At 68.1% G+C, this 23,534-nt stretch carries 24 protein-coding genes; 17 read left to right on the forward strand and 7 right to left on the reverse strand.

Annotated features, from left to right (window positions below; translation table 11 throughout):
* The gene (locus WD271_12635) at positions 1 to 1,053 is read left to right on the forward strand and encodes an amidohydrolase family protein (protein ID MEX1008674.1); all 1,053 of its coding nucleotides are present in this window, start codon (positions 1 to 3) and stop codon (positions 1,051 to 1,053) included.
* A 6-nt stretch (positions 1,054 to 1,059) separates the two neighbouring features.
* Positions 1,060 to 1,512, forward strand: coding sequence for a VOC family protein (locus WD271_12640; GenBank protein ID MEX1008675.1), 453 nt, complete (start codon positions 1,060 to 1,062; stop codon positions 1,510 to 1,512).
* Between the two features lie 9 nt (positions 1,513 to 1,521).
* Here WD271_12640 and WD271_12645 read toward each other — a convergent pair whose 3' ends face one another.
* Positions 1,522 to 2,649: an amidohydrolase family protein gene (locus WD271_12645; GenBank protein MEX1008676.1), complete on the reverse strand. Its 1,128-nt coding sequence runs from the start codon at positions 2,647 to 2,649 to the stop codon at positions 1,522 to 1,524.
* 53 nt (positions 2,650 to 2,702) lie between these two features.
* On the opposite strand from WD271_12645, the gene WD271_12650 reads away from it, so the two are divergent.
* The 3 genes from WD271_12650 (at position 2,703) to WD271_12660 (ending at position 4,192) form a co-directional block, all read left to right on the forward strand.
* Positions 2,703 to 3,518, forward strand: a complete 816-nt coding sequence (locus tag WD271_12650) for an SDR family oxidoreductase (GenBank protein MEX1008677.1) — start codon at positions 2,703 to 2,705, stop codon at positions 3,516 to 3,518.
* Between the two features lie 66 nt (positions 3,519 to 3,584).
* Entirely contained in the window at positions 3,585 to 3,809 is a 225-nt protein-coding gene (locus tag WD271_12655) for a ribbon-helix-helix protein, CopG family (protein ID MEX1008678.1), read from the forward strand.
* Positions 3,797 to 4,192 carry a twitching motility protein PilT gene (locus WD271_12660; protein MEX1008679.1) on the forward strand — a complete coding sequence of 132 codons (396 nt, stop codon included), beginning with the start codon at positions 3,797 to 3,799 and terminating at the stop codon, positions 4,190 to 4,192. Before WD271_12655 ends, WD271_12660 begins: the two co-directional genes overlap by 13 nt.
* Positions 4,193 to 4,215: 23 nt before the next feature.
* On the opposite strand, the gene WD271_12665 is transcribed toward WD271_12660, so the two are convergent.
* Positions 4,216 to 5,391, reverse strand: coding sequence for an acyl-CoA dehydrogenase family protein (locus WD271_12665; protein ID MEX1008680.1), 1,176 nt, complete (start codon positions 5,389 to 5,391; stop codon positions 4,216 to 4,218).
* 379 nt (positions 5,392 to 5,770) lie between these two features.
* Between WD271_12665 and WD271_12670 the strand changes: the two genes are divergently transcribed.
* From WD271_12670 to WD271_12680, 3 genes are all read left to right on the forward strand, one after another.
* Entirely contained in the window at positions 5,771 to 7,162 is a 1,392-nt protein-coding gene (locus WD271_12670; protein ID MEX1008681.1) for a hypothetical protein, read from the forward strand.
* Between the two features lie 160 nt (positions 7,163 to 7,322).
* Positions 7,323 to 7,928, forward strand: a complete 606-nt coding sequence (locus WD271_12675; GenBank protein ID MEX1008682.1) for an HAD family phosphatase — start codon at positions 7,323 to 7,325, stop codon at positions 7,926 to 7,928.
* The gene (locus WD271_12680) at positions 7,925 to 8,788 is read left to right on the forward strand and encodes an LLM class F420-dependent oxidoreductase (protein ID MEX1008683.1); all 864 of its coding nucleotides are present in this window, start codon (positions 7,925 to 7,927) and stop codon (positions 8,786 to 8,788) included. The genes WD271_12675 and WD271_12680 overlap by 4 nt, the downstream gene beginning before the upstream one ends.
* Here the strand turns inward: WD271_12680 and WD271_12685 are convergent.
* The gene (locus WD271_12685) at positions 8,785 to 9,645 is read right to left on the reverse strand and encodes an amidohydrolase family protein (GenBank protein ID MEX1008684.1); all 861 of its coding nucleotides are present in this window, start codon (positions 9,643 to 9,645) and stop codon (positions 8,785 to 8,787) included. The genes WD271_12680 and WD271_12685 overlap by 4 nt on opposite strands.
* A gap of 18 nt (positions 9,646 to 9,663) precedes the next feature.
* Between WD271_12685 and WD271_12690 the strand changes: the two genes are divergently transcribed.
* From WD271_12690 to WD271_12700, 3 genes are read left to right on the forward strand one after another with little or no spacing between them, the layout of a single operon-like run.
* A complete protein-coding gene (locus WD271_12690; GenBank protein ID MEX1008685.1) occupies positions 9,664 to 10,452 on the forward strand; it encodes an enoyl-CoA hydratase/isomerase family protein in 789 nt (262 codons plus the stop codon).
* Positions 10,453 to 10,468: 16 nt separating this feature from the next.
* Positions 10,469 to 11,599, forward strand: coding sequence for an acyl-CoA dehydrogenase family protein (locus WD271_12695; protein ID MEX1008686.1), 1,131 nt, complete (start codon positions 10,469 to 10,471; stop codon positions 11,597 to 11,599).
* Complete coding sequence (locus tag WD271_12700) at positions 11,596 to 12,648, forward strand: acyl-CoA dehydrogenase family protein (GenBank protein MEX1008687.1); 1,053 nt, start codon at positions 11,596 to 11,598, stop codon at positions 12,646 to 12,648. Before WD271_12695 ends, WD271_12700 begins: the two co-directional genes overlap by 4 nt.
* A 70-nt stretch (positions 12,649 to 12,718) precedes the next feature.
* On the opposite strand, the gene WD271_12705 is transcribed toward WD271_12700, so the two are convergent.
* Positions 12,719 to 14,041 carry an amidohydrolase family protein gene (locus tag WD271_12705; protein ID MEX1008688.1) on the reverse strand — a complete coding sequence of 441 codons (1,323 nt, stop codon included), beginning with the start codon at positions 14,039 to 14,041 and terminating at the stop codon, positions 12,719 to 12,721.
* A 127-nt stretch (positions 14,042 to 14,168) separates the two neighbouring features.
* Here WD271_12705 and WD271_12710 point away from each other — a divergent pair, with 127 nt between their 5' ends.
* Genes WD271_12710 through WD271_12720 form a run of 3 tightly spaced genes read left to right on the forward strand, consistent with a single transcriptional unit; the run spans position 14,169 to position 17,398 of the window.
* Positions 14,169 to 15,548, forward strand: coding sequence for a glutamine synthetase family protein (locus WD271_12710; protein ID MEX1008689.1), 1,380 nt, complete (start codon positions 14,169 to 14,171; stop codon positions 15,546 to 15,548).
* Between the two features lie 11 nt (positions 15,549 to 15,559).
* The gene (locus WD271_12715; protein ID MEX1008690.1) at positions 15,560 to 16,333 is read left to right on the forward strand and encodes a 3-oxoacyl-ACP reductase; all 774 of its coding nucleotides are present in this window, start codon (positions 15,560 to 15,562) and stop codon (positions 16,331 to 16,333) included.
* Positions 16,334 to 16,390: 57 nt separating this feature from the next.
* Positions 16,391 to 17,398, forward strand: a complete 1,008-nt coding sequence (locus WD271_12720; protein MEX1008691.1) for a hypothetical protein — start codon at positions 16,391 to 16,393, stop codon at positions 17,396 to 17,398.
* Between the two features lie 157 nt (positions 17,399 to 17,555).
* Here the strand turns inward: WD271_12720 and WD271_12725 are convergent, their stop codons facing one another.
* The gene (locus tag WD271_12725) at positions 17,556 to 17,687 is read right to left on the reverse strand and encodes a hypothetical protein (protein ID MEX1008692.1); all 132 of its coding nucleotides are present in this window, start codon (positions 17,685 to 17,687) and stop codon (positions 17,556 to 17,558) included.
* A 142-nt stretch (positions 17,688 to 17,829) separates the two neighbouring features.
* Complete coding sequence (locus tag WD271_12730; protein ID MEX1008693.1) at positions 17,830 to 18,984, reverse strand: DUF222 domain-containing protein; 1,155 nt, start codon at positions 18,982 to 18,984, stop codon at positions 17,830 to 17,832.
* A gap of 129 nt (positions 18,985 to 19,113) precedes the next feature.
* Between WD271_12730 and WD271_12735 the strand changes: the two genes are divergently transcribed.
* The gene (locus tag WD271_12735; GenBank protein MEX1008694.1) at positions 19,114 to 20,430 is read left to right on the forward strand and encodes an aromatic ring-hydroxylating dioxygenase subunit alpha; all 1,317 of its coding nucleotides are present in this window, start codon (positions 19,114 to 19,116) and stop codon (positions 20,428 to 20,430) included.
* Between the two features lie 6 nt (positions 20,431 to 20,436).
* Here the strand turns inward: WD271_12735 and WD271_12740 are convergent, their stop codons facing one another.
* A complete protein-coding gene (locus WD271_12740; GenBank protein ID MEX1008695.1) occupies positions 20,437 to 21,405 on the reverse strand; it encodes a hypothetical protein in 969 nt (322 codons plus the stop codon).
* Between the two features lie 59 nt (positions 21,406 to 21,464).
* Here WD271_12740 and WD271_12745 point away from each other — a divergent pair, with 59 nt between their 5' ends.
* Both WD271_12745 and WD271_12750 read left to right on the forward strand, forming a co-directional pair.
* The gene (locus WD271_12745) at positions 21,465 to 22,478 is read left to right on the forward strand and encodes an LLM class flavin-dependent oxidoreductase (GenBank protein MEX1008696.1); all 1,014 of its coding nucleotides are present in this window, start codon (positions 21,465 to 21,467) and stop codon (positions 22,476 to 22,478) included.
* A gap of 10 nt (positions 22,479 to 22,488) precedes the next feature.
* Complete coding sequence (locus WD271_12750; protein ID MEX1008697.1) at positions 22,489 to 23,367, forward strand: VOC family protein; 879 nt, start codon at positions 22,489 to 22,491, stop codon at positions 23,365 to 23,367.
* Positions 23,368 to 23,534: the final 167 nt, after the last annotated feature.

The following is a 23,534-nucleotide window of genomic DNA, read 5'->3' on the forward strand; positions in this document are numbered from 1 at the left end:
ATGGATCAACCGCGACGCGTGCTGGTATCGGCCGACTCGCATGGTGGCGCGCCGCTCGGCGAGATGGAAGTGGTTGCCGCGCGCGGCACTCACCGCGACGCGCAGGGCACGTCGGCGAGGATCGGCGTGCGGGTCCTGGAGAACGCGTTCAAGAAGAACCCAGAGGTACACCCCGAAGACCGCATTCGCGACTCCGATCTCGACGGTGTGGCCGCGGAAGTGGTCTACGGCTTCACGGGCATCCCCGACGGCGACTTCGCCGAGGGCGTCCGGCAGGTGCAAGGGGCCAACGACTGGTCCGCCGACGTCTACGCCGGCCACCTCGGTCGGTTCGCGCCGTCGGTGTGCCTGCCGCTCCCGATCGAGCGGTACGGCGCGAGGGGCTCCGAGAAGCCCACGGAGGAGCACATCGCGGCCGCCGCGGCGGAGATCCGCCGCACGAAGGCGATGGGGCTCCGGCCCGCACTGCTCCCCGACCACTGCGACGCGCTCCCGTTGAACCGTCCCGACTGGAACCCGGTGTGGGAGGCAGCGAGCGAGGTGGGGATGCCGCTCGCCTTCCACGTGGGAGTCGGACGGAACCCGGTGCAACACGGAGGTCCGGGCGGCGCGATCACCAACTACGCGATGGTCCAGGGCACCATCATGGAGACGGCGTCGCACCTTGCCGCGGGAGGCATCTTCGAGCAGTTTCCCGAGTTGAAGGTGGTGCTCGTCGAGTGCGGTTCCGGATGGCTGGCGTGGCTCATGCACGTCACCGACGACGCGTACGTGAAGCACGCTCACTGGACGAAGCCCAAGCTCCCGATGCCGCCGAGTGAGTACCTGCGGCGCCAGCTGCAGGTGACCTTCCAGGAGGACCCGATCGGGATCGCGAACCGCCATTTCACCGGGCTGCGGTGCCTGATGTGGGGCTCCGACTACCCGCACCACGAAGGCACGTGGCCCCACTCGCAGGCGGCGGTGGCGAAGCAGTTCGCGGGCGTCCCCGAGGACGAGATCGACCAGGTCGTCCGCCGCAACGCGGTCGAGACCTTCGGCTTCGACATCTGACGCACCATGGACAGGCTCAATCACGTCAAGATCCTCACGCCCGACCCGGAAGCGGTGAACCGATTCCTGACCGAGGTGCTCGACGTTCCCGCAGGGTGGTCGGTCGGCCCGATCGTCGGCACACCGCCGGATGAATGTCGGTCGGAGGCGCGCGACGCGAGCGGGGAGCTCACGATGGAGAGCGTCCTGGCCTTCAGGGGCAGCGAGCTCGGCGGCCTCATCGCGGGCTCCACGGAGAGTCGTCAAATCCAGCTCTTGAAGAGTCCCCGAGCCGCGATCTGGGCCGTCGCCGTCGGGACGCGCAACCTCGAGCAGGCGCATGCGCGTGCTCGTGCACGCGAGATCCCGTGTACCGAGATCGACGCCACTCAATGGGGCGAGGGCGGCGTCCGGTACTTCTTCGCCGAGGTCGGCGGTGTGCTGTTCGAAGTCCTGCGCATCGAGAACGCCGCACCGTGACCAGTTCGTTCATTCCTGGGGCGGATCGCTCACGTGCGGGAAGAGCTCCTTGAAGGCGCCGAAGCGGATCCGCTGGCTCGCGTCGTCGTCGAGGCCGTCGAAGAGTTCGTGCAACGTCTTTTGCGTGTGACCGTACGTGCCCTCGAGGTGCGGGTAGTCGCTGCCCCACATCACGTTGCGGTAGCCCATCGCGGTGAGTGCCGCGGGCGCGGACTCGTCGTGTTGGAACGACGCGTACACCTGCCGGTAGAGGATCTCTTTCGGCAACATCGACAACGTCGGGCGAACGAACATGCCGTGCTGTCGGTAGCCCTCGTTCATACGGTCACCGAGGAACGGCACCCACGTCGCGCCGCCTTCCGACACGAGGATCCGGAGACCCGGATGCCGGTCGAGCGCGCCACTGGCGACGAGCTTGGTCGCGACCTTCTGCCCGCCGTACGTGGTCTCGACATAGTTGAGGACGGCACCACCGGGCCCGCGGAACACGACCGGCCCGTCGGCACCGCCGTCGGACCCGATGTGGAAGCCGAGCACCATGCCGGCCTCCGCGGCCGCGGCCCACAGCGGCTCCCAGCTGTCGTGGTGCCAGTCGTCCATGCCCTCGGGTACGCCGGTGGGCAGGTTCACGAGGTGCAGCCCCAGCGCGGCGGCATGGTCGAGCTCGGCGACCGCATCATCGACGTCGAGCAGCGGGACGGTCGCGGCCGGCACCAGGCGGTCGGGTGCGAGTCCCTGGATCTCGCTCACCTTCCACTCGTTCTCGGCGCGGGCGGCCGCGCGGACGAGCTCGCGGTCGGTGATCATGTTCTCCCAGAGCCCGAGTGACGCGTAGACGACCTCGGCCCATACGCCTTCCTGATCGAGGTCGTTCATGCGCACCTGGAGGTCGCGTCCACCGGGCGCTTGCATGACGAGTTCGCCGATCGTCTTGCCGCTCGTCTTGTCTTTCTTGGTCGCGAGCTTCGGGAGCCGACGACGGAAGCTCTGACCGTCGACGTGCACGACCTCTTCGTTCTCGCTCACGCGTTCACTGCGCGGCATCCGCTCGGCGAGCTCCGCGGGGAGGATCTGGTGCCAGAGCCCCGCAGGCTCCAAGAAGTGCGAATCACCGGAGTTGGCCCAGAGCTTGGTCATCTCGACGCACCTCCAACGCTCGCTGTGACGCAGCGTTCTACATTGTACGCGTCATGGAGCTTCGCGACCGTTGCGTGATCGTGACCGGGGCCGGACACGGCATCGGGCGAGCACTCGCCGAACGCTTCGCGCGGGAAGGCGCACGCGTCGTCGTGGCCGACGTCCACACCGCGCGCGCGGAGAAGATCGCGACGCGGATCGACGGGCTTGCGGTCGCCTGCGACGTGTCGGACCGTTCGGCGATCGCCGACCTCGTGGCCCGGGCGGTCGATGCGTTCGGCCCGGTGCTCGTGTTCTGCTCGAACGCGGGTATCGGCGACCAGGGTCCCGACCTTGCCTCCACCGGGGCGCAGGTCGAACGGATCGTCGGCGTCAACCTCCTGGCGCACGTGTGGGCCGCGCAGGAGGTCGTGCCGGCCATGGTCGACGCGGGAGAGGGCTACCTCGTGCAGACGATCTCGTCGGCTGCGTTGATCACCGGGCCGTCGGGCATGGGGTACACGCTCACGAAGCATGGCGCGCTCGGGTTCGCGGAATGGATCGCGTTGAACTACGCGCACCTCGGGATCCACGTCGCGTGCTTGTGTCCGAACGCGGTGAACACCGGCATGCTCGGGCGGAACGAGGACGCCGAGGAAGACGCCGACGCTGCGCAATCGAGCGACAACCCGCTCCGCGCGTCGCTCGGCGATGTGATCGAGCCCGAGTTGTGCGCCGACATGACGCTCGACGCGCTTCGCGAGGGACGGTTTCTCGTGCTCCCGCACCCGCGCGTCGGTGAGTCGTTTCTCCGCAAGGCGGGGGACTACGACCGCTGGCTCGAGGGCACCAATCGCCGCCTGCGCCAGATGCGGGGCGAGGAGGTCTGAGCGGCGAAGAGCCCGTTGTGACAGAGGCGAGCTCCCATCGTTTACTACCACGGTATGATCGAACCTATGGCGGTCGAGAAGCTCGCGATCTCGCTCCCGGAACACCTCGCCGAGCGGGTCCGGAAGCAGGCCGCTGCTGAGGGAACGTCGATCTCCGCGTGGATTGCCGAAGCCGTCGCGCAGCAGCTCCGTCATCGCAGCCTGCGGCAGCTCGTCGCCGACTGGGAGGCCGAGCACGGCCGGTTCACGGAAGAGGAGATCGCCGCGGCCAGGGCGCTGTGGCCGGGCTGACGCTCGACAGTGGCGCGCTGATCGCAGCCGATCGGAACGATCCGCGGTTGTGGCTGATGATCCGAGCCGCCGCCGACGACGGCACTCCGGTCACCGTTCCGACTGTCGCGATCGTGCAGGCTTGGCGGGGCGGCACGAGAAGCGCAAACCTCGCGCGCCTCCTCGCCGGTTGCGCGGTCGACGCGTTGGATGCGCGACAAGCGCGCGTTGGCGGCGAGCTCCTCGGGCGCACGCGAACGAGCGACGCCGTCGACGCCGCCGTCGTTGTGAGCGCCGCGAGCCGAGGTGACGCGATTCTCACGACCGATCCCGTCGACCTCCGCGTCCTCGCCGCGTCGATGCCGGGTACCGGCCCGATCATCGACCTCAGCGCCATTCGGTAGCGCGCCAAGACCGCGTGGTGTGCTCAGCGCGGTTCGCGGGGGAGGCCGAGCACGCGCTCGCCGACGATGTTGTGCTGGATCTCGTCGGCGCCGCCGTAGATCGTCTCGGCCCGCGAGTTGAGGAAGGTGCGCTGGTACCAGGTGGGCTCACCGCCGGGTTCCATCACGATTGCTTTGGGGCCGAACACGTCGAGCATCAGCTCGCCGAACGATCGGTGCCAGCGCGACCAGTAGATCTTCAGGACCGAACCGAGTGCACCGGCATCGCGGCCCTGCAACTCCGCCGCGAGCAGGCGCTGATTCATGTATTGGAGCACCTGCAACCCCGACCATGCCTTGGCGAGCCGCTCGCGCATGACCGGTGACTCGCCCCCTCGACGGCGCGCGACCTCGTCGAGCAGCCTGGTCATCTCGGCCTCGAACGTGGCCTGGTAAGGCAGCATCGCGCCGACGCGCTCGGTCCCGAGTGTGTCCATCGCGACGGTCCATCCCCCGTTCACCTCGCCGACGACGAGATCCGCCGACGTCCGCGCGTTGTCGAAGAACACTTCGCAGAACTCGAGCCCCCCGGCGATGTTCCGGATCGGACGGACGTCGACACCCGGCCGCTGCGCGTCGACGAGCAGCATCGTGATGCCGCGGTGGCGGCTCTCGGGTTCGCCGGTGCGGCACAGCACGTACATCCAGTGCGCCTTGTTCCCCAGCGTCATCCAGATCTTCTGGCCGTTGATGAGCCATCCGTCGCCGTCGGGCTCGGCCCGGGTGCGGAGGGAGGCGAGGTCGGATCCCGCGTTCGGTTCGCTGAAGCCCTGGCCCCAGAACTCCTCCGCACGCATGATCGCGGGGAGGAAGCGCTGCTTCTGCGCGTCGGTGCCGTGCATCAAGAGTGTCGGGCCCAGCAGGTCACGCCCGTTGATACCCACCCAGTAGGGCGCTCGGGCGCGTGCGTGCTCGATCTGGAAGACGATCTCCTGGGTGAGCGTGCCGCCACGTCCGCCGTACTGCTCGGGCCACGTCAGGTTGAGCCAGTTCCCGGCGACGAGCTCGCGCTCCCATGCGAGTCGTAGCTCCCAGTGACTGTCGTCGGTCGGGCTTCCGACACCCGGGTGTTCGCGGAACTCTCCGACGAGATGAACGCGTAGCCACGTACGAAGCTCGTCGCGGAACATCTCGTCCTCGGAGTTCAGCTCGATGTCCACGTTCCCCTGCTTTCGAGTTGGCCGCGCAACGTTCGCGCCACACGCTCTTCTGCACGTTGCCACTCGCGTGCAACCGGAGCGCGTCCACGATCTCGACGCGACGCGGCACCTCATAATTGCGACATCGTCTCCATGCCCTACGACCTCGCGGTGCGCGAGGTCGTAAGGGGGGTGGCAATTTGGCGATCCGAACCCGTATTCGGCACGATATTTCTCGCCGGGTTGCGAGCCGGGAATGTCTGTGCGGTTCCACGGCAATTCGTCGTGCTCCGGTCGATCGAGCGGGACAAAAGGGCAGGTGACAGGGCTGCCGCTGAGCATGCTCGGGGCGAGCTCCGGCCGAGTCCTCGGCGCGAGTCGTGCCGCGCCCCGCCCGATCGTGGCGGAATTCGCCATCAGGTGGCGCCCGGGAGCGTCGATAAGCTGGACAATCGGTGTCGAGGTATCTATTATGACCCGCTGTGACCAAGGGAAAGGCTTCACGCCGCCGGGCGGTCACGTCCCAACCCAGAGAACCCCAGGGGGAATCGTGAGAAAAATCGCCCTCGGCGCACTGCTCGCTTTGGTGCTGGCCGCCTTCCCGATCGGAACGGCAGCGGTCGCTGCCGGTGCCAGCGATGTCCGCATCGTCTACGCGAGCAACGGGAACCAACCCGCGAAGATTTTTGTCAGCGGCCTCCCAGGCTCTACAACGGTCCTGCCCTCGACAGGGATCGATGTCGCGCTGCCAGCAGGCACCTACACAGTGCTGGCGTGCACCACCACCACAACCGCGGTGTCGGGCACCACGTGCACCGGAGGTCTGCTGCTCGCGGGTTCCGCCAACAACCTCGTCGTTTCCGGTGATAGCAACTACACGTTCACCATGGTGAATCTCACTGGGGCGGCCCCCGTCGCTGTCCAACAGCAGAACACATTCCAGAATGACCTGAGCATTACCGGTCTCAATGAAGCCCGCTTCACGCTGAACAACGCCCTTACCGCCGGATCTACCGTCGACATCTGCATCGACGGCATCAAGATCCTCACGAACGTCGCCCCGAACGGCGGTCAAGGCGTGGCCGACGTCCCCGCCGATCAGGCTGCGGGCATGGCAGTCGTGGTCCCCACGGGCGGCGCTTGTGGCAGTTCCAGCGATATCCCCCTCGTCGCCGGCACCAACTTCGTGCTCACGCTCGTGGCGGCGGACCCGGCCGCGACGCCTCTGTGCACTTCGGGCTGCGCCCAGGTGCTCCTCGTGGGCCAGGACACGGTCCCGCACAACACCGACACGGCGGCGTTCTGCGACGCGATCCTCCTGGGGCTCGCTACGGTCCAGCCCGCTCTGAAGGCCCTCGTCGGCGACGTCGACCCCACGACCACCACGACGATCACCAACACGCAGCCGAGCGTCGGCGACATGATGACGTTCGTCAACGACACGCAAGACGCCATCGACGCCGGCGACGCCACAGTCCCGGCATCGATCAAGCCTTCGTGGGTGATCGCGACGAGTGGTCTGCGTGACCTACTGGCTGGTTTCAAGCTCGTGAACTTCAACCTGGTGGGCCTTGGCCAACCGGCCGTCAAGTCGCTCGTCTTGGGTGCGAACGGCGTCAGCCTCCCGGGTGTGCCGCCGAACCCAGAGACGGAAGGGGCTACTGAGGCCATCACGGCATTCGTCCTGGGCACCTGCCTGGCCGGCCCCGCCCCTGGCCCGGAGCCGACCCCGGGCCCCCCGACCCCGGCCGCGGAAGAGACGGTGAGTGGCGCCCCGCGCCTCACCGGCTGACGGCCCGAGTACACGAACTGCGAGGAGCCCCCGCTTCGGCGGGGGCTCCCTCGCGTTCGGGCCCGGTCATCCAGGGACCCCAATCGCAGATCGCGTCGAGGTACCCACCAAGACCGCATCGCAGGAGTCACCACGATCGGCCGCGCGTATGCTCCTCGCCGTGATCACCGCGGTCGTCTTCGACTACGGAGGTGTGCTCAGCCAACCGCCCTACGACGGGGTCGTGAATTACGAGGCGGAGCTCGGTCTGCCGCCCGGCACGCTGCGCGACTTCCTCCGGGAGGGTCACCCTGTCTACGACCAGTTCCTCACCGGTCAGTTGTCGGGCCGTGACTTCATGAAGACCATCGGCACCCACGTGCAGGACTCACACGATCTCCGGTTGGATCTGGGCGCGCTGGCGGCGGCCATGGCCTTCGACGTCGAGCCGCGCATGATCGAGCTCCTCCATGAGCTCCACGGCACGGTGAAGCTCGGGATCCTCACCAACAACGTGAAGGAAGCCGCGTGGCGCGACCGGGTTCCGGTCGAGCTCGTCGACGTCATCGTCGACTCGTCGGAGGTCGCGCTGCGCAAGCCGGATCCGCGGATCTACCGGCACTTGCTCGCGGAGATGCGCGTGGCCGCGGACGAGATCGTGTACTTCGACGACCTCGAGGAGAACCTGCCACCCGCGCGCGAGCTGGGGATCGTTGCGCTCTGGTTCGAGAACCCCGACGTCTGCCGACGCCAGCTCACCAACGTGGGCGTGCTCTCACGACTATGAAGCTCGGGATCGCGACTCCCGTGCTGACCCGTACCGCAGGTCATCACGCGGCGTGGCTCAGCACCGGCACGATCGAAGATGTCGCGCAGATCGTGAGCGAGGCGGACCAGCTCGGATTCGATTTCTGCACCTGCTCCGAACATGTCGGCATCCCGGACGTGGAGATCGGCCGGCGCGGCGCGGCGTACTGGGATCCGCTCGCGACCTTCGGCTTTCTCGCGGCGCGCACGTCGGACATTCGGTTCGTGACCTGGGTCCTCGTCCTCGCGTACCATCACCCGCTCGAGCTGGCCAAGCGCTACGGCCAGCTCGACCTGATGAGCAACGGGCGTCTGGTGCTCGGTGTCGGCGTCGGCACCCTCCGTGAGGAGTTCGACGCGCTGGGCGCGACCTTCGAGGGGCGCGGCGAACGCGCCGACGACGCGATCCGCGCGATCCGTGCCACCTGGGGACGGCGGATACCGGAGTACCACGGGCCGCAGTACGACATCGCCGGCCTCGTCGTCGAACCGCACGCGGCGCGCACCGAGCTGCCCATCTGGGTGGGGGGTCGCACCCGGCGGTCACTGCGACGCGCGATCGCGCTGGGCGACGGCTGGACGCCGTTCGCGCTGTCGTTCGAGCAGGTAGCCGAGATGCTGGCCTGGGGTCGCGCGCGTCCGGAGTGGGAGCGTCGCGACGGCCCGCTCGATGTGATGCTGTCTGTTTCGCTCGACCCGCTCGGTGATCCGGACCGCACTCGGCGCACGCTCGACGCCGCGCGCGCGACGGGCGCGACGTTCCTCGCGGTCAGCTTCGAAGCCGACTCACCGCTCCACTTCGTCGAACATCTCGATGCGCTCGCGCAGCTCGAGTCTTAGCGCGCGTCGGGAGTGCCGAAGACGCGCGCCGCGTTCTCGCCGAGATATCCCGTCATGGCCTCCGGACGCAGCGGCAACGCTCTTCCTTCGCGCAGCGTTCGCTCCACCGTCATGAGCGGGAAGTACGACGACCACATCACCTTCTCGCGCCCACGTGAGTCCATGAACCGTACGAGCTGTTCGGGCAGGTACTTCGGCGCGAACCCCGCGGTCATGAGGTACACGCTCGGGTGCTTCACGAGCATCGAGATCGTCTCGTCGACCCACGGGTCGCCCACGTGGCTCATCACGATCGGAAGGTCCGGGAAGCACAACGCGACCTCGTCGACGAGGATCGTGCGTTGCAGGCGCGCCGGCTTCATCGGCCCGGGCACACCCACGTTGATGCACACCGGCACCCCGAGATCGCAGGCCGCGGTGTAGAGCGGGTAGCCGAGCGGATCGTCGATCGGGATACCCGTCCACATCGGGAGGATGCGGACGGCGCGTATCCCGTACTCCTCCACGGCGATGCGCACGTGGCGGGCCGCCTGATACCCGAGCTTGGGATCGAGCCCGACCGCACCGAGGAAGCGCCCGGGATGCGCGGCGACCGCTTCGGCCACCGCCCGGCACGTGGTGTGCACCGCCTCGTCGTCCATCTGCATCGCGGGCACGAACGGCGGCGTTATGTCGCGCGGCACCTTCGCAAGCAGCCCGTAGTCGACGCCGTGCTCGTCGTAGTCTCGGATGACGTCGTCGGGCGTACCGCCCGTCGCGTACGCGCTCGACTGTGCGGAGAACAAGCGCGCGACCGCAGGATCCGGGGCGGCTGAGCCTTCTTCGGCCGGAAGCGCCACGTACGTGTCGAAGATCACGTTGGTACTGTACCGAGCGTGAACGACGAACCGGTCATTGTCACCGAAGACGACGGCGTGCTCACCGTCGTGCTCAACCGTCCGGAGAAGCTCAACGCGGTCAACCTGCCGATGAGCCGGGCGCTCGACGAGGCAACCTGGCGCTTCGGCGATCGCGAAGACCTCCGAGTGATGATCATCACCGGGACCGGCCGGTACTTCTGCGCGGGCCTGGACATCAGTGACGCGGGGCAGGACGAACGACGCGAGTTCGAGGGTGAGACGGAGACCGCAATCGCGGCGCGGCGGAAGTACCGGCAGCGCCACCATGTTCTCCACGACGAGTTCGAGAGCATCGAGAAGCCGATCATCCTCGCCGCGCAGGGACCGTGTCTCGGATTGGGGCTCGAGATGGCCGCGTCGTGCGACTTCCGGTTCTGCACGCCCAACACGCACTTCGGTCTGCCGGAGGTCGCGCGTCTCGGCGTGATCGCGGGCAGCGGCGGCATCAGCCGCGTCACACGGCTCATCGGGCCGCACTGGTCGAAGTGGATCAGCATGGCGGGCAAGAACGTCGACGCGGAGATGGCGCTCCGCATCGGGTTGGTCCACGAGATCTACCCCGAGGGCGAGTTCATGGACCGCGTGTCTGCGTTCGCACGTGAGCTCGTGGAGATGCCGGCGGACGCGATGGGAGTGGCGAAGCTCACGATCGACATCTGTACCGCCGAGGACCGTGAGAAGACGCGCCACATCGAGCGTCTCGGTGTCGCCTCGTTGGGCGGCAACCGGAGGAGGCCGTCGAGCGCCGACCTGCCGAAGGCGTAGGCGGTAGCTTCCCGCTGTGCGATTCGTTGCGACCGAGCTCACCGACGACGAGCGGGCGCTCCAGCGGGAGGTTCGTGAGTTCCTCGACGTCGAGCTCGCGCACGGCTACTACGAGCCGGGACTCGGCATGGCGTCGGGCGCGTCGAAGGCCCTCTCCCGCAAGCTCGGCGAACGCGGCTGGCTCGGCATGGCGCTCCCCAGGGAGTACGGCGGCGGCGAGCGCAGCGTGGTCGAGCGCTTCGTGGTGGTCGAGGAATTGCTCCGGCGCGGCGCGCCCCTCGAACATCACTGGACCGCGGATCGTCAGAGCGGACCGGTCATCAACCGGTTCGGCTCCGAGGAGCTGAAGCGTCGGTTCCTTCCGCTGGTGTGCCGGGGCGAGCTCACGTTCTCCATCGGCATGAGCGAGCCCGACGCAGGGAGCGACCTCGCATCGGTGTCCTGCCGCGCGGTGAAGGTCGACGGAGGGTACGAGCTGTCGGGCACGAAGATCTGGACGAGCAACGCGCACCTCGCCGACTACGCGATCGTGCTGTGCCGCACGAGCGACGCGGAAGACCGGCACGCAGGGTTGAGCCAGCTCATCGTCGACCTGCACTCGCCCGGCGTCACCGTCAATCCCATCCCGTTCCTCGACGGTACGGAAGACTTCAACGAGGTCGTGTTCGAGGGCGTCGTCGTGCCCGCCGACCTGCTGCTCGGCGCCGAGGGTCAGGGTTGGGCGCAGAACACCTCCGAGCTCAGCTTCGAACGGGCCGGGCCCGAGCGGTGGATCTCGCCCTATCTCGTGGTCGAGCACTTCCTGCGCGAGTACGGCGACGACCTCGGCCCCGAAGCGGCGAGATTCCTCGGCGACTCGGTGGCGCGGTGGTGGGCCATCCGCCAGGTGTCGCTCACCGTCGCGCGCATGATCGACGAAGGCCGGTCACCATCGGTCGAGTCGGCGTTGGGGAAGGACCTCGGGACCCAGTTCGAACAGGAAGTGATGGCGCGAATCCAAACGCTGGTCGACGTGGAGCCCTCACTCGTTTCGTCGTCGGCGTTTCAGCGGTTGCTCGCGCGTGCGGTGCTCGTCGCGCCGTCGTGGACGGTGCGCGGCGGTACCAACGAGATCCTGCGCAGCGTCATCGCGAGGGGTCTGCGGTGACCGTCGACCGGCTCCTGCTCGAAACGGCCGACCGCGCGTTCACCGACACGTGCACGCATGCCGCCATCCAGGCGGCGGAGCGCGACGGCTGGGCACCGGCGATCTGGGACACCGCTGCGGGCATCGGGCTGCCGTGGATCGGCGTGCCGGATGCGGCGGGCGGCGCAGGCGGGACCGTTTCCGATGGTGTTGCCGTGCTCGGAGTGGCCGGTCGTCATGCTGCGCCCATACCGCTCGCGGAGACCGGGCTGCTCGCCGGATGGCTGCTCGCGTCGGCGCGACTCCCGATCGGGAGTGGCCCCGGCACGGTGGTTCCGGGCCGCGCCGAGGACGATCTCCGCCTCGCAGGTGGGCGGCTGCACGGCACCGCGCATCGGGTGGCGTGGGCGCGCGCGGCCGAGCGCATCGTCGCGCTGGTCGACGACAAAGTTGTCGCGGTCGTACCGAGCGCGGCGCGCATCGAGCCGGTGGCCAACCTCGCGGGCGAGCCGCGCGACACGGTCGTGTTCGACGGTGTTGCCGTCGACGAGGTCGCCGATGCTCCACCCGGCATCGATGGAGACGCGCTGCTCTTCCGCGGCGCGCTCACGCGGGCCGGGTTGATGGCGGGCGCGTTGCTCGCGATGTCCGAGCTGACGGTCGAGTACACGAGCGAACGCCGCCAGTTCGGTCAAGCGGTCGGGAGGTTCCAGGCGGTACAAGTCCACCTCGTGCGCTGCGCCGAGGAAGCCGCGCTCGTCGACCTCGCGGTGCAGGTCGCGGCGCGCGAGGCCGACCGTGGCGACGCGCGTTTCGAGATCGCGTCGGCGAAGCTGCTCGCCGACGACGCGGCGCGGGTCGCGACGCGCGCCGCCCACCAGGCGCACGGTGCGATCGGTATGACCCAGGAGTACGCGCTGCACCATCTGAGTAGGAGACTGTGGGCGTGGCGCGCCGAGTACGGCGACCGCACCTGGCCCGAGCGCCTCGGCCGCGCCGTGATCGATGCCGGCCCCGACGCCCTCTACCGCGTCATCGCCGAAGGTTCGGCGTCCGGCATCAGGACCTGAGCCCCCAACCTGCGTCAGCAGAGGGCGTAGAGCGCCCACAGCTGACGCAAGTTCGTTCTCGGGCGCCCGCTCAGAGGGCGGCGACGAAGAAGTCCTCGAAGTTGTCGCGCATGATCCGCTTCACGTCGTCGTCGGAGAACCCGCCGAGCTGCGCGGCCGCGTACTGGCCCGGGAACGCGAGGCCCTCGCCGTGGGGGAAGTCGGAGCCGAAGACGATCGGCTCGATTCCGACCTCCGACACCACCCGCTGCACGTTCTCTTCCGGGAACGGCGCAACGATGAAGTGCCGGCGGAAGATCTCCGACGGCCTGCTGTCGAGCCGTCCGTTCTCTGCCCACTTCGCCTTTCGGCCCATCAAGAACGCGTGGTCCATCTTGCGCAGGGTGTACGGCAACCAGACCGTGCCCTGCTCGGAGAGGCAGACGCGGATGTTGGGGAATCGGCCGAAGAAGTTGTGCAGGATCAACCCCGCGGTGAGCTCCATTGCCGGGCGGTCACCCCAGTACATCATCCACTGGAAGGCGTCGAAGTCGCCGAACACGGTCTCGGGATCCTCGGACCAGTCGGCGCCGTATTTCTGGTAGTCGGTACCGCCGAGGTGTACGGCGAGGCGAACGCCGGCGTCGTCGACGATGTTCCAGAAGCGGTCGTACACCGGATCCGCGAGCGACCGGCCGCCGAACGGGTTGTCGGCGCCGCCGTGCGCGTGGCCCGACTTCGTCTGGATCGCGGTGGCGCCCTGTTCCATGACGATCGCGAGCTCCTTGATCGCCAGCTCCGGGTCGGCGAACGAGATGTAGGGCGGCAGCCACATCCGGCCCTCGACGACGAAGCCGACCTCCTCGTACATCCAGCGGTTGAACGCGCGGATGTTGGCGTAGAGCGCCTCGATATTGTCGACGAACTCGTACTCGATGTCGTGCGCCGCGGCGGGGAACATCAACGCCTTGTCGATGCCCTGCTCGTCCATCAACGCGAGGCGGAGGTCGCGGTTCCCGAACGCCTCCGACTTGTTGCGGAAGCCCGCGATGAACTCCTTGCGCTCCTCGTCGCTGAGCCCCTTCAGCGGGTTGAGCCGGTTCAGCAGCATGCCGGGGATCACGCCGAGCTCGGGCTCGCCCTCTTCCTTCGGAACCGTGCCGCGACCGGTACCGATGTTGGTGGTGTCGCCGAGCATCTTCTCGAGCTCTTCCTTCGAGAACGTCACCTGCGCGCTGTGGAACTTCGACGGCTCGCCCGCGAAGAGCTGCATCCGACTGCCGTCGGGCGCGGTCACGTAGCGGATCGCGAGATCCTGCTTCGACGGGTCGATGTAGCGCTCGAAGCAGTCGAGCGGCTCGTTGAAGTGGTTGTCGGCGTCGTTGATCGGATAGGGCAGCGTGTTCTCGGGCATGCGACGCTCCTCCATTCTGGGTCGCTCGACTGCTCGCCGGGATACCCGGCTCGCGGACGTTTCGCTCCTCGCGCGATCTGGTTAGCCTTCGAAACACTAACTGCTGTCAAGAGGGTCACGCGCCGTGGTGGGGACACCCCAACAACCCGATATCGAGGAGCTGGGTCGCCTCATCGACGCCGACGAGATCGACACCGTGGTCGTCGCATTTCCCGACCTCCAGGGTCGCTTGATGGGCAAGCGCGTCACCGGGCGCTTCTTCCGCGGTCACGTGTTGGAGCATGGCATCGATGCCTGCAGCTACTTGCTCGCGGTCGACGTCGACATGACACCGCTCCCCGATTATCGGTTCGCGAGCTGGGAGACGGGCTACGGCGACGTGGTGTGCCGTCCCGATCTCGCGACGCTCCGGCTGCTGCCGTGGTTGGAGAAGACCGCCCTGGTCCTCTGCGACCTCTTCGACGAGACCACGGGCGAGCCCGTCGACGTCGCGCCGCGCCAGATCTTGCGTCGTCAGATCGCCCGCGCCCAGGAGGCCGGCTACACGATCAAGTGTGGCTCGGAGCTCGAGTTCATCCTGTTCCGTGACACCTACGAGGAAGCCGCCGCGAAGGGATACGCAGGCCTCACCCCGCACAGCTCGTACATCGAGGACTACCACGTGTTACAGACCACCCGCGACGAGTACCTCATCCGTGCGATCCGCAACGGCGTCGACAACGCGGGTATCCGGGTCGAGTTCTCCAAGGGTGAAGCCGGCCTCGGCCAGCACGAGATCAACCTCATGTACGCCGAAGCGCTGGAGATGGCCGACCGTCACGCGATCTACAAGAACGCGGCGAAGGAGATCGCCGGACTCAACGGCCGCTCGCTCACTTTCATGGCGAAGTACGACATGGACGCGCCCGGGTCGTCGTGTCACATCCACTCGAGCGTGTGGGATGCGACCGGCGACACTGCGTTGATGCACGATCCCGCCGCGCTCGATCACATGTCCGACGTGTTCCGCGGTTGGCTCGGTGGGTCGCTCGCGCTCAGCGGCGAGTTGGCGTGGCTCTACGCGCCCACGGTGAATTCCTACAAGCGCTACCAGCCCGAGTCGTGGGCGCCCACCGCGATCGCGTGGGGTCGCGACAACCGCACCTGCGGCTTCCGCGTGGTCGGCGACAGTGCGACGAGTCATCGCATGGAGAACCGCATACCGGGCGCCGACTGCAACCCGTACCTGGCCTTCGCGGCCACGATCGCCGCAGGGCTCTACGGCATCGAGCACGGCATCGAGCCGCCCGAACGATTCGACGGCAACGCGTACGAAGCGCACGAAGTTCCGCGCGTCCCGCACAGCATCGTCGACGCGATCGCGGAACTGGAACACAGCGAAGCGGCCGTGGCGGCCTTCGGACCCGACGTGCATGAACATCTGGTCAACACGGCGCAGCAGGAATGGCTCGCGTTCGGCGGTGTCGTCACCGACTGGGAACGTCGCCGCTGCTTCGAGCAATTCTGAAGGGGGTCTGCTTGGCCGGCTGCGAGAGGTTGCGTGACCGCGTTGCGGTCGTCACCGGTGCCGGGAGCGGGATCGGACTCGCCACGGTTCGGAGGCTCGCCGACGAGGGTGCACGCGTGGTGGCGATCGATATCGACGAACCCGCCGGCGCGGCGGCCGCGGCGGAGGTCGACGGATTGTTCATCCGTGCCGACGTCGCGTCGGAAGACGATGTCGAGGCTGCGTTCCGCGGGGCGCACGAAGCGTTCGGTTCGATCGACGTGTCGTTCCACAACGCCGGTATCTCGCCGCCCGACGACGATTCGATCCTGACCACGTCGACGGAGATGTGGCAACACGTGCAGGACGTCAACCTGCGGTCGGTCTACCTCTGCTGCAAACACGTCATCCCGTACATGCAGCGTCAGGGACGGGGCTCGATCATCAACACAGCGTCGTTCGTCGCGGTCGTGGGTTCCGCGACGTCACAGGTCTCCTACACCGCATCGAAGGGCGGTGTGCTCGCGATGAGCCGGGAGCTCGGCGTGCAGTTCGCGCGTGACGGCATTCGCGTGAACGCACTCTGCCCGGGTCCGGTGCGCACCCCGATGCTCGACGAGCTGTTCGCGAGCGATCCCGAGCGAGCCGCGCGCCGGCTGGTGCACATCCCGACCGGTCGGTTCGCCGAACCCGAGGAGATCGCCGCCGCCGCCGCGTTCCTCGCCAGCGACGACGCATCGTTTGTCACCGCGTCGACGTTCCTGGTCGACGGCGGCATCTCGGCTGCGTACGTCACGCCCGAGTGACGGAGGCGACGCGTCGTCGTATCATCACGCGGGCACGAGCGATGACGGGAGGCCACGATGGGCGGTGACGACGGGACCGACCACGAGCGGACGCCTGAAGAGATCGAGCGGGACGAGGTCGCCCAGGGTTACAAGCGGCCCTTTGAGCCTCCGTCCCCGCCGCCTCCGTTTACGATCCCGAAGCCACCTCCTCCACCGAAGTATCCGGAACCCCCACCCTCACCCAAGAATCCGGATCCGGATCTCACGAAGCACGCGACCGACCAGGGGTACAAGCCCGAGTGGATTCCGCCCACTCCTCCCGCGGGGTCGCAGCCGTCACCTGCGCCCACCCCGAAGCCGCGCGGCATGTTCTTCCGCGGCAAGAAGAACTGGTGGCGTGCGCTCCTGGTGGGCGGCGGCGTGGTCGCGGGGATCGTCGTCATCCTGACGTTCGCGGGCGGCGGGAGCGACGAGAACGACGACAAGAAGTCGGCGAGCCCACCCGGGACCGCAGAAAACACCGCGCCCACGACCGCTGCACCGACCTCCGCCGCGCCGAGCGGCGGGGACCTCGCGTCGGCCTCGCTCCCGACGTCGATCGCCTTCGTCGCGACCAAGACTGCTGAGCCGGTGCCGCCACCCGCACCGATCCAGCCCGCGAGATCGCCGTTCCGCAGCACGCTCACGACCGCGTCGTCATGCCCGGGTGGGAAGTGCAGCTACACCACCAAGATGAACCTGGGCAGCGCGACCGTGGTGGGCGCGATTCCCGACGTGGCGTGGACCCGGAACGGCGCCATGTGGCACCTCGACAGCGTTGGCAACTACCAGTCGTCGAACACCGGGGGGCTCCAGTGCGTGTACCACACCGCGCAAACGTGGGACCTCACCGTCACCAAGGCGCAGAAGAGCGGCAGCACGTCGGTCGCGACCGACTGGCAAGGCACGCTGCACTGGGAGGTGCGTCTCGACGAAGGACTCTCGGCGGCCGCGATCGCGGAGAAGTACTGCCCGCCCTACCAGAACGTCACCGACTGGAGCGTGGTCGCGAGCACGAATCCCGCGTCACTCCCAGCGGGCTGAAGGATCGACGACTTCGTGAGCCGAGTGATCGTGGTACTGGCGATTCCGGGTATTGCGATGATGTCGGGTTACTTCGACGGTCCGGTCGATCCCGACGGTTCGCTGCTCGAGCGCGGCGTGTCCGAGGTTTCACGGTGTGGGCAATCGACCGACCCGGCTATGTTCGTCGGGCGCGTCCGCGCTCGCGCCACGGCTCGATATCTTCGGGCAGGCGGATCTCGTGCGCGGCGCGCTCGATGTGTTCGCGGCCGAGCATGACATCGGCGCGGGCTTCTTCGTCGCCGCGCATTCGTACGGGCTGAAGCTCTCGCTCGTGATGGCTGCCAACGCGCGCGGCCGTCGGTTGCTCGGCATCGACGGGTCGGGACCGGCCTCCGGTACGCCATCGATCCCCGGCATCCAGAGTGCCGGGGCCCCGGCATCGCCGGGGCTCACGGTGGGACGAGTTGGCGGGCGTCGGATGGTCCGAACGCTCGCCATCCGTAGTAGGTCTTGAGCCGGTGGTGGTGCCGGCAGATCCGCCAAGTGTTCTCTTGGTTGGTGGGACCGTGTTCTTCGACGGGCATGATGTGGTCGATCTCGAGGCGTTGTTGGTTGTCGCAACCGTCGACGCCGCACACCGTGTAGGTGGCTTCGAGCCAGCGGCGCAGCTTGGCGGGAATTGTGCGCTTCGGTGACGAGATCGTGGTGACGTCGGTGCCCTCACGGGCGAGCACGGTGACGCGTGCATCGTCGAGGAGCCCGCGGGCGACGGTGACGGGGATGGGGCCGATGCCGGCGAGCTCGCAGCGTTCGCCCGGCTCGACGTAGCCGCGGACGAGGGCGGCATGGTCGGCGTAAAGGCGGACCTCGATCGGCTTCGACAGCGTGTTCCCGGTGGCCAACGCGACGAGTGCGTCGGCGACGTACGCCGGCCGGGGTTCGACCCGTCCCGCGGCGCGCGCGGCGCGGAAGATCTCGTCGGTCTTGATCGACAACGCCGACGCCACCCGGGCGCCGTCGTCGGGTGCCAACCGAACGTCCATGCGGTACGCGCCGTCGCGATCGGTCCAGGTGCGCAGGGCCCGGGTCTCGTGCAAGCGCCGCGCGGCGGCCTGATCGTCGACGGCGCGCACCGAGACGTCCCGGCACTGGTCGCGCAGTCCCTTGAACGATGACGAGGACCGCGCCGTGGCCAACAACCGGGCTTCCGCGTCCGGGTCCAGCGTGGCGGTCGCCGCGATCTCGACAGCCTGTGCTTCGGAGAGCTCCCCGGCCCGGAACGCCGCCGCGGTCGTCGGCAACGCCTCCAACTCGCGTGCGGTCTGCATGGACCGGGTCGCGGCACCCACGCTCACCCCCGTCGACGCCGCCAACCAGTGCGCGGCGCTGCGATGCCCCTCCCGCTTCCACGACAGCGCGCTCTCGACCCGCCGGGCCGCGAGCCCGCGGCCCGCCACCGACAACCGCTCGCAGCGCGTGAACAGGTCCACCAGCTTCTTCGCGCCCGACGCGTCGAGGGTCCCCGGCTCGAGCTCGGCCACCACCCCTTCCAGAGCTGCCACCGCCGAACGAACTCGCTCGAACACACTCGCCACGACGCTCACCTCCCCGAACCATCCGGCCCGCCGGTCGCGAGCCTGGGGAAGCACCCCCATACTACCGAACACCTGTTCGGTGTCAACCCCCTCTTTCGCGGACCCTCCGGGGAATCGGCGGCGAGGCATGATTGCCGCGTGCATCCTCTTGCCATTACCGACCCGGAACGCATCCCCGCGGCGCGCTACTACGCGCCCGAGTTCTTCGAGGCCGAGTGCGAGCACCTGTGGCCGCACGTGTGGCAGATGGCGTGCCGGCTCGAGGAGATTCCCGACGACGGCGACTTCGTGGAGTACCGCATCCTCGACCAGTCGATCATCGTGGTGCGCGTCGACAACGACACGATCAAGGCCTACTTCAACGCGTGCCGTCATCGTGGGACGAAACTGGTCGACGACCGGGGTAACTGTGAAGGCGGCGGGATTATCTGCCCGTTCCACGGTTGGTGCTGGAACCTCGACGGTTCGAACTCGTTCGTGTACGAGCCCGAGCTCTTCTCGGAGGCGGCGCGTAATCCCGACGACTTGCGGCTCGTCGAGTGCCAGGTCGATACGTGGGCGGGTTGCGTGTTCGTCAACATGGACCCCGACGCGCCGCCGCTGCACGCGTCGCTGGGATCGCTGCCCGCATTGCTCGATCCGCTCAACGTCGGCGAGATGCGCACCACGTGGTGGCAATCGACGGTGCTTCCCGCGAACTGGAAGCTCGCGATGGAAGCGTTCTTCGAGGGCTACCACGTGATGCAGACGCATCCCCAGCTGATGACGCGGCGAGGTGGTGGCGCGAACCGTCCGGATGAGGACTTCATCGAGTTGCAGATCGAGGGCATGATCACGCTCGGCACGGGGATGGGCGACGGCATGATCCTGCCGAAAGACATCGAAGTCGCGCGCAGCCTCCGTGGTCTCGAGCTGCCGGACGATCGTGGGGCTGCGATGCGTGACTGGCACTTCACGCTCAACGACACCACCACACGCACGTCTCGCGAGGCCGGCATCAACATGCCCGACCTCAACTCGACACACCCGGGCAACGCGGTGTTCTTCGCGTTCCCGCACTTCTTCCTGCTTCCGATGTACGGCAACGCGACGCTGTACCGGTGCCGTCCGCTCACACCGGAGACGTGTCTCTACGAGCTGTGGTCCACCACGTTGTTCCCGGCCGACGACCGGCCGCCGCCGGTTCGGACGACGCCGGTGCCGATCGCGCACGACGATCCGTGGTGGCCGGAGATCCCCGGCCAGGACTTCTCGAACATCCCGAGGCAGCAGGTGGGTCTCCACGCCCAGGGCTTCGAGTTCATGCGGCTCTCCCGGAGCGTGGAGGGGCTGATCAGCAACACGCATCGCCTCATCGACGGCTACCTCGCCGGGCTTCCCCTCGACCGGCTGGCCGCCGCCACCGAGCACGTGTGCACCGGCATCGACGTGCCGATCTACGACCTCGGGTTCTGACGCGATTCAGGTGATGCCGTGGGCGATGCCCTCGCCCCAGGCATGGAGGCGCGCCCAGAACTGCTCACGCGTGCTCGCGAAGTTGTGCATGTGCGACATGCGCGGGCACACGAACACGGTGATATCGGGCGACTGCTCGTATGCCCGCGGCTCCGAGTGCGGGTCGGGGCACACGTCGCGCTCACCCACGCCCACGAACACCGGCACTCTGATGGCGGCGGCTTCGGTGGCGACGCAACCGGGTTCGAGCATCTGGACGGCGCAGGGCGGCATCGTCGCCGAGCCCCACACCGGCACGCGTCCGCCTCGTGTGGGGTAGTCGCGCATGTCCTCGGCCACCATGTCGGGCGGCTCGTCGTCGTAATGGAAACCCCACGTGGTGATGGGGAGACCGTCGGCGCGCGGCGCGAAGACGTCGTCGCCGACTTCCGTGTCGGGAGGGAACACGAGCGCCGTCTGGAGCGCGCTGAACCCGAGCACCCCGATGCCGGCGTATGTGCCGAGTAAGCCTTGCTGGACGATCGTGAAGCAACCGCCCATCGACTGGCCGATGCCGAGGAGCACCGCGTCGCCAACCGGCGGGTACCCGTCGGTGAGAGTCCCGTCGGCAAGGGCCGCGCCAACGTGCGCGACGGTCGCCGCGTTGGCGGCAGCGACCACGCCGAACGTGAGCCTTTCGGGGTCGGACGGCGCGCTGCTCTCGCCCACGTCGAGGTGGTCGCAGCTCACGAAGATCCAGCCGCGGCGCGCGTGCCAGCCCGCCTGACCACCGACTGGCCCACCGTCCGAACCGTCCGGCATGGCGAACGTGAAGTACTGGCGGCTGTACCCACCGCCCGGAAACCCGAAGCACACGACGGGCGGTGTGCCGATCGTCGCGGGATCGGGAAGCGTGACCGTGGCTCTCGTGTGCAGCGGTTCGCCGAGACCGGCCGCTTCGGTGACGTCGACGGTGACATCGATTGATCTGCTCATGCCGCCATCATCCCGCCACGGCGTTGCGCCGCGCCATCCCGCGGTACTAGATGAAGGGGATGAACGAAGAGCCTCGTGACATCTCGGTGGCGTTGACCTACGACATGCGCGCCCCCGACTTCGGTGCGCCCACCGTCGACCTGTACCGAGCGGCCGTCGAGCAGTGCGCGTGGGCCGACCGCATCGGCTTCGACGCGGTGAGCCTCCTCGAGCACCACGCGTCGGTCGACGGCTACCTCCCGTCGCCGATCGTGCTCGGGAGCGCGGTCGCCGCTGTCACCGAACGCATGCTGATCCGCATGAGCGTCGTCCTCCTCCCGCTGTACCACCCGATCCGCCTCGCCGAAGACCTCGCGGTGCTCGACCTCATCGCCGAAGGGCGGTTGCGCGTGACGGTGGGCGCGGGGTACCGCCCCGAGGAGTACGAGCAGTTCGACCTGAACATCAAGCGCCGGCCGTCGCTCATGGAAGAGGGCGTCGAGGTGCTCAAGCAGGCGTGGACGGGCGAGCCCTTCGTTTGGCGTGGCCGCACGGTGCGTATCCTGCCGCGGCCGGTGCAGGCTCCGAGACCGGCAATCGCGATGGGCGGGTCGTCACCCGCGAGCGCGAAGCGCGCCGCGCGTATCGCCGACGACTTCCAACCGGCGGTCCCGAAGCTCTACGGCATCTACCTCGAAGAGCTCGCCGCGCTCGGCAAGCCTGCGCCGGAACCGCGACGTGGTGGTGCCGGAGGTGGAGGTGGTGGCGGGATGTTCTTCCACATCGCCGAGGACACCGACCGCGCGTGGGCCCAGATCGCGCCGCACGCGATGCACGAGACCAACGACTACGCCGCGTGGGCAGCGGGGATGCGCGGCTCGCCCTACAAGTCGTTCGCCGATGCCGAGGAGCTGAGGGAGAGCGGGATGTACGAGATCGTCACCCCCGCCGATGCCGTCGACATCATCCGCGCGCGCGGTGGTGTGAGTTTCAAGCCGCTCATGGGCGGGCTCGACCCGGACATCGGGTGGGAGTCGCTGCACCTGTTCGAGTCGAAGGTCCTGCCGCGGCTGCGCGAGTCAGGTGTGTCGTGAGCGCCCGATCATGACTGGCGGTGTGCGGTGGATGTTCCACGCCACCGCGATGGGGGCCAGTTACGACGCGATCCTCGAGCCGCTGGCGCGGCTGTTCGGCTGCCGCGTCCTTCACGACAATGCGGTGCCGACGCCAGGGATCGAGCGACGCGGCGGCATGACGTGGATCGCCGACAACTCGATCGAGATCGGTCAACCGCTCGGCGAGGCGTCGCCGGTGCAGCGCTTCCTCGAGCGGTTCGGCGGCGGGATGCACTCGGTGGCCGTGCAGGTCGCCGATCTCGACGTTGCGCTCGCGCACGCCGAGCGGGCCGGGGTGCGCGTGGCGTCGCGCATCGACGAGGGGCTCGCGTTCACGCGGCCGGGTGACACCGCCGGCCTGCTGGTCGAGTGGTTCAGCAAGCGCCAGCACGACGATCCGCGCTGGGGCGCGCCAGAACCCACCTTTCTACGGGAACCCGTCGTGCGACCGACGCACGTCGCGTACGTCGGTGCGATCGTCGACGACCCGGTCGGCGCCGCGCAGCGATTCGGCGTGGTGCTCGACACCTCGGTCTCCGTCGTTGCCGCCGATGGACCCGCTGAACGATCGGCCGATAGCCCGCACGCGGTGGTTGCGCTCGGCGACTGCGTGCTCGCGCTGTACCCCATCCCGTCGACCGCGCAGGAGAGCGAACGCATCTGGGGCGGCGTATACGACCGCGCGCGGTGTCTCGCACTCGGGCTCGCGGTGGACGACCTCGGCGTGGCGGAGCGCGCGCTGCGCGACGCCGGCGTCGCCGTCCACTACCGCACGAGCGACGGTTCCGTCGTGATCGACCCCGGCGCGCTCCCGTTCCCCGTGGTGCTGACCAACCGCTTGCTCCCCGGCGACCCGCGCCTCCCCTGATCGAACCTGCGTCAGCAACTGTCGCTATACGACCTCTGCTGACGCAAGTTGGGGCGGTCGAAGCTAGCGACGGGGGCGGTCGAGCACTGACGCCCAGAGCAAGCGCTCGCGCTGCGCATGCCGGAGCAGGTAGCGCAGCACGCGTTCGTCCGCAATCGTGCCGGCGC

It is taken from the genome of Acidimicrobiia bacterium, assembly GCA_040880805.1.
Classification (GTDB): domain Bacteria; phylum Actinomycetota; class Acidimicrobiia; order IMCC26256; family DASPTH01; genus DASPTH01.

Coding starts and splice junctions, on each gene's coding strand:
- WD271_12635 (MEX1008674.1), top strand. CDS start 1: ATGGATCAACCGCGACGCGTGCTGGTATCGGCCGACTCGCATGGTGGC.
- WD271_12640 (MEX1008675.1), top strand. CDS start 1,060: ATGGACAGGCTCAATCACGTCAAGATCCTCACGCCCGACCCGGAAGCG.
- WD271_12645 (MEX1008676.1), bottom strand. CDS start 2,649: ATGACCAAGCTCTGGGCCAACTCCGGTGATTCGCACTTCTTGGAGCCT.
- WD271_12650 (MEX1008677.1), top strand. CDS start 2,703: ATGGAGCTTCGCGACCGTTGCGTGATCGTGACCGGGGCCGGACACGGC.
- WD271_12655 (MEX1008678.1), top strand. CDS start 3,585: ATGGCGGTCGAGAAGCTCGCGATCTCGCTCCCGGAACACCTCGCCGAG.
- WD271_12680 (MEX1008683.1), top strand. CDS start 7,925: ATGAAGCTCGGGATCGCGACTCCCGTGCTGACCCGTACCGCAGGTCAT.
- WD271_12705 (MEX1008688.1), bottom strand. CDS start 14,041: ATGCCCGAGAACACGCTGCCCTATCCGATCAACGACGCCGACAACCAC.
- WD271_12720 (MEX1008691.1), top strand. CDS start 16,391: ATGGGCGGTGACGACGGGACCGACCACGAGCGGACGCCTGAAGAGATC.
- WD271_12725 (MEX1008692.1), bottom strand. CDS start 17,687: ATGCGCGGCGACGAAGAAGCCCGCGCCGATGTCATGCTCGGCCGCGAA.
- WD271_12740 (MEX1008695.1), bottom strand. CDS start 21,405: ATGAGCAGATCAATCGATGTCACCGTCGACGTCACCGAAGCGGCCGGT.
- WD271_12745 (MEX1008696.1), top strand. CDS start 21,465: ATGAACGAAGAGCCTCGTGACATCTCGGTGGCGTTGACCTACGACATG.
- WD271_12750 (MEX1008697.1), top strand. CDS start 22,489: ATGACTGGCGGTGTGCGGTGGATGTTCCACGCCACCGCGATGGGGGCC.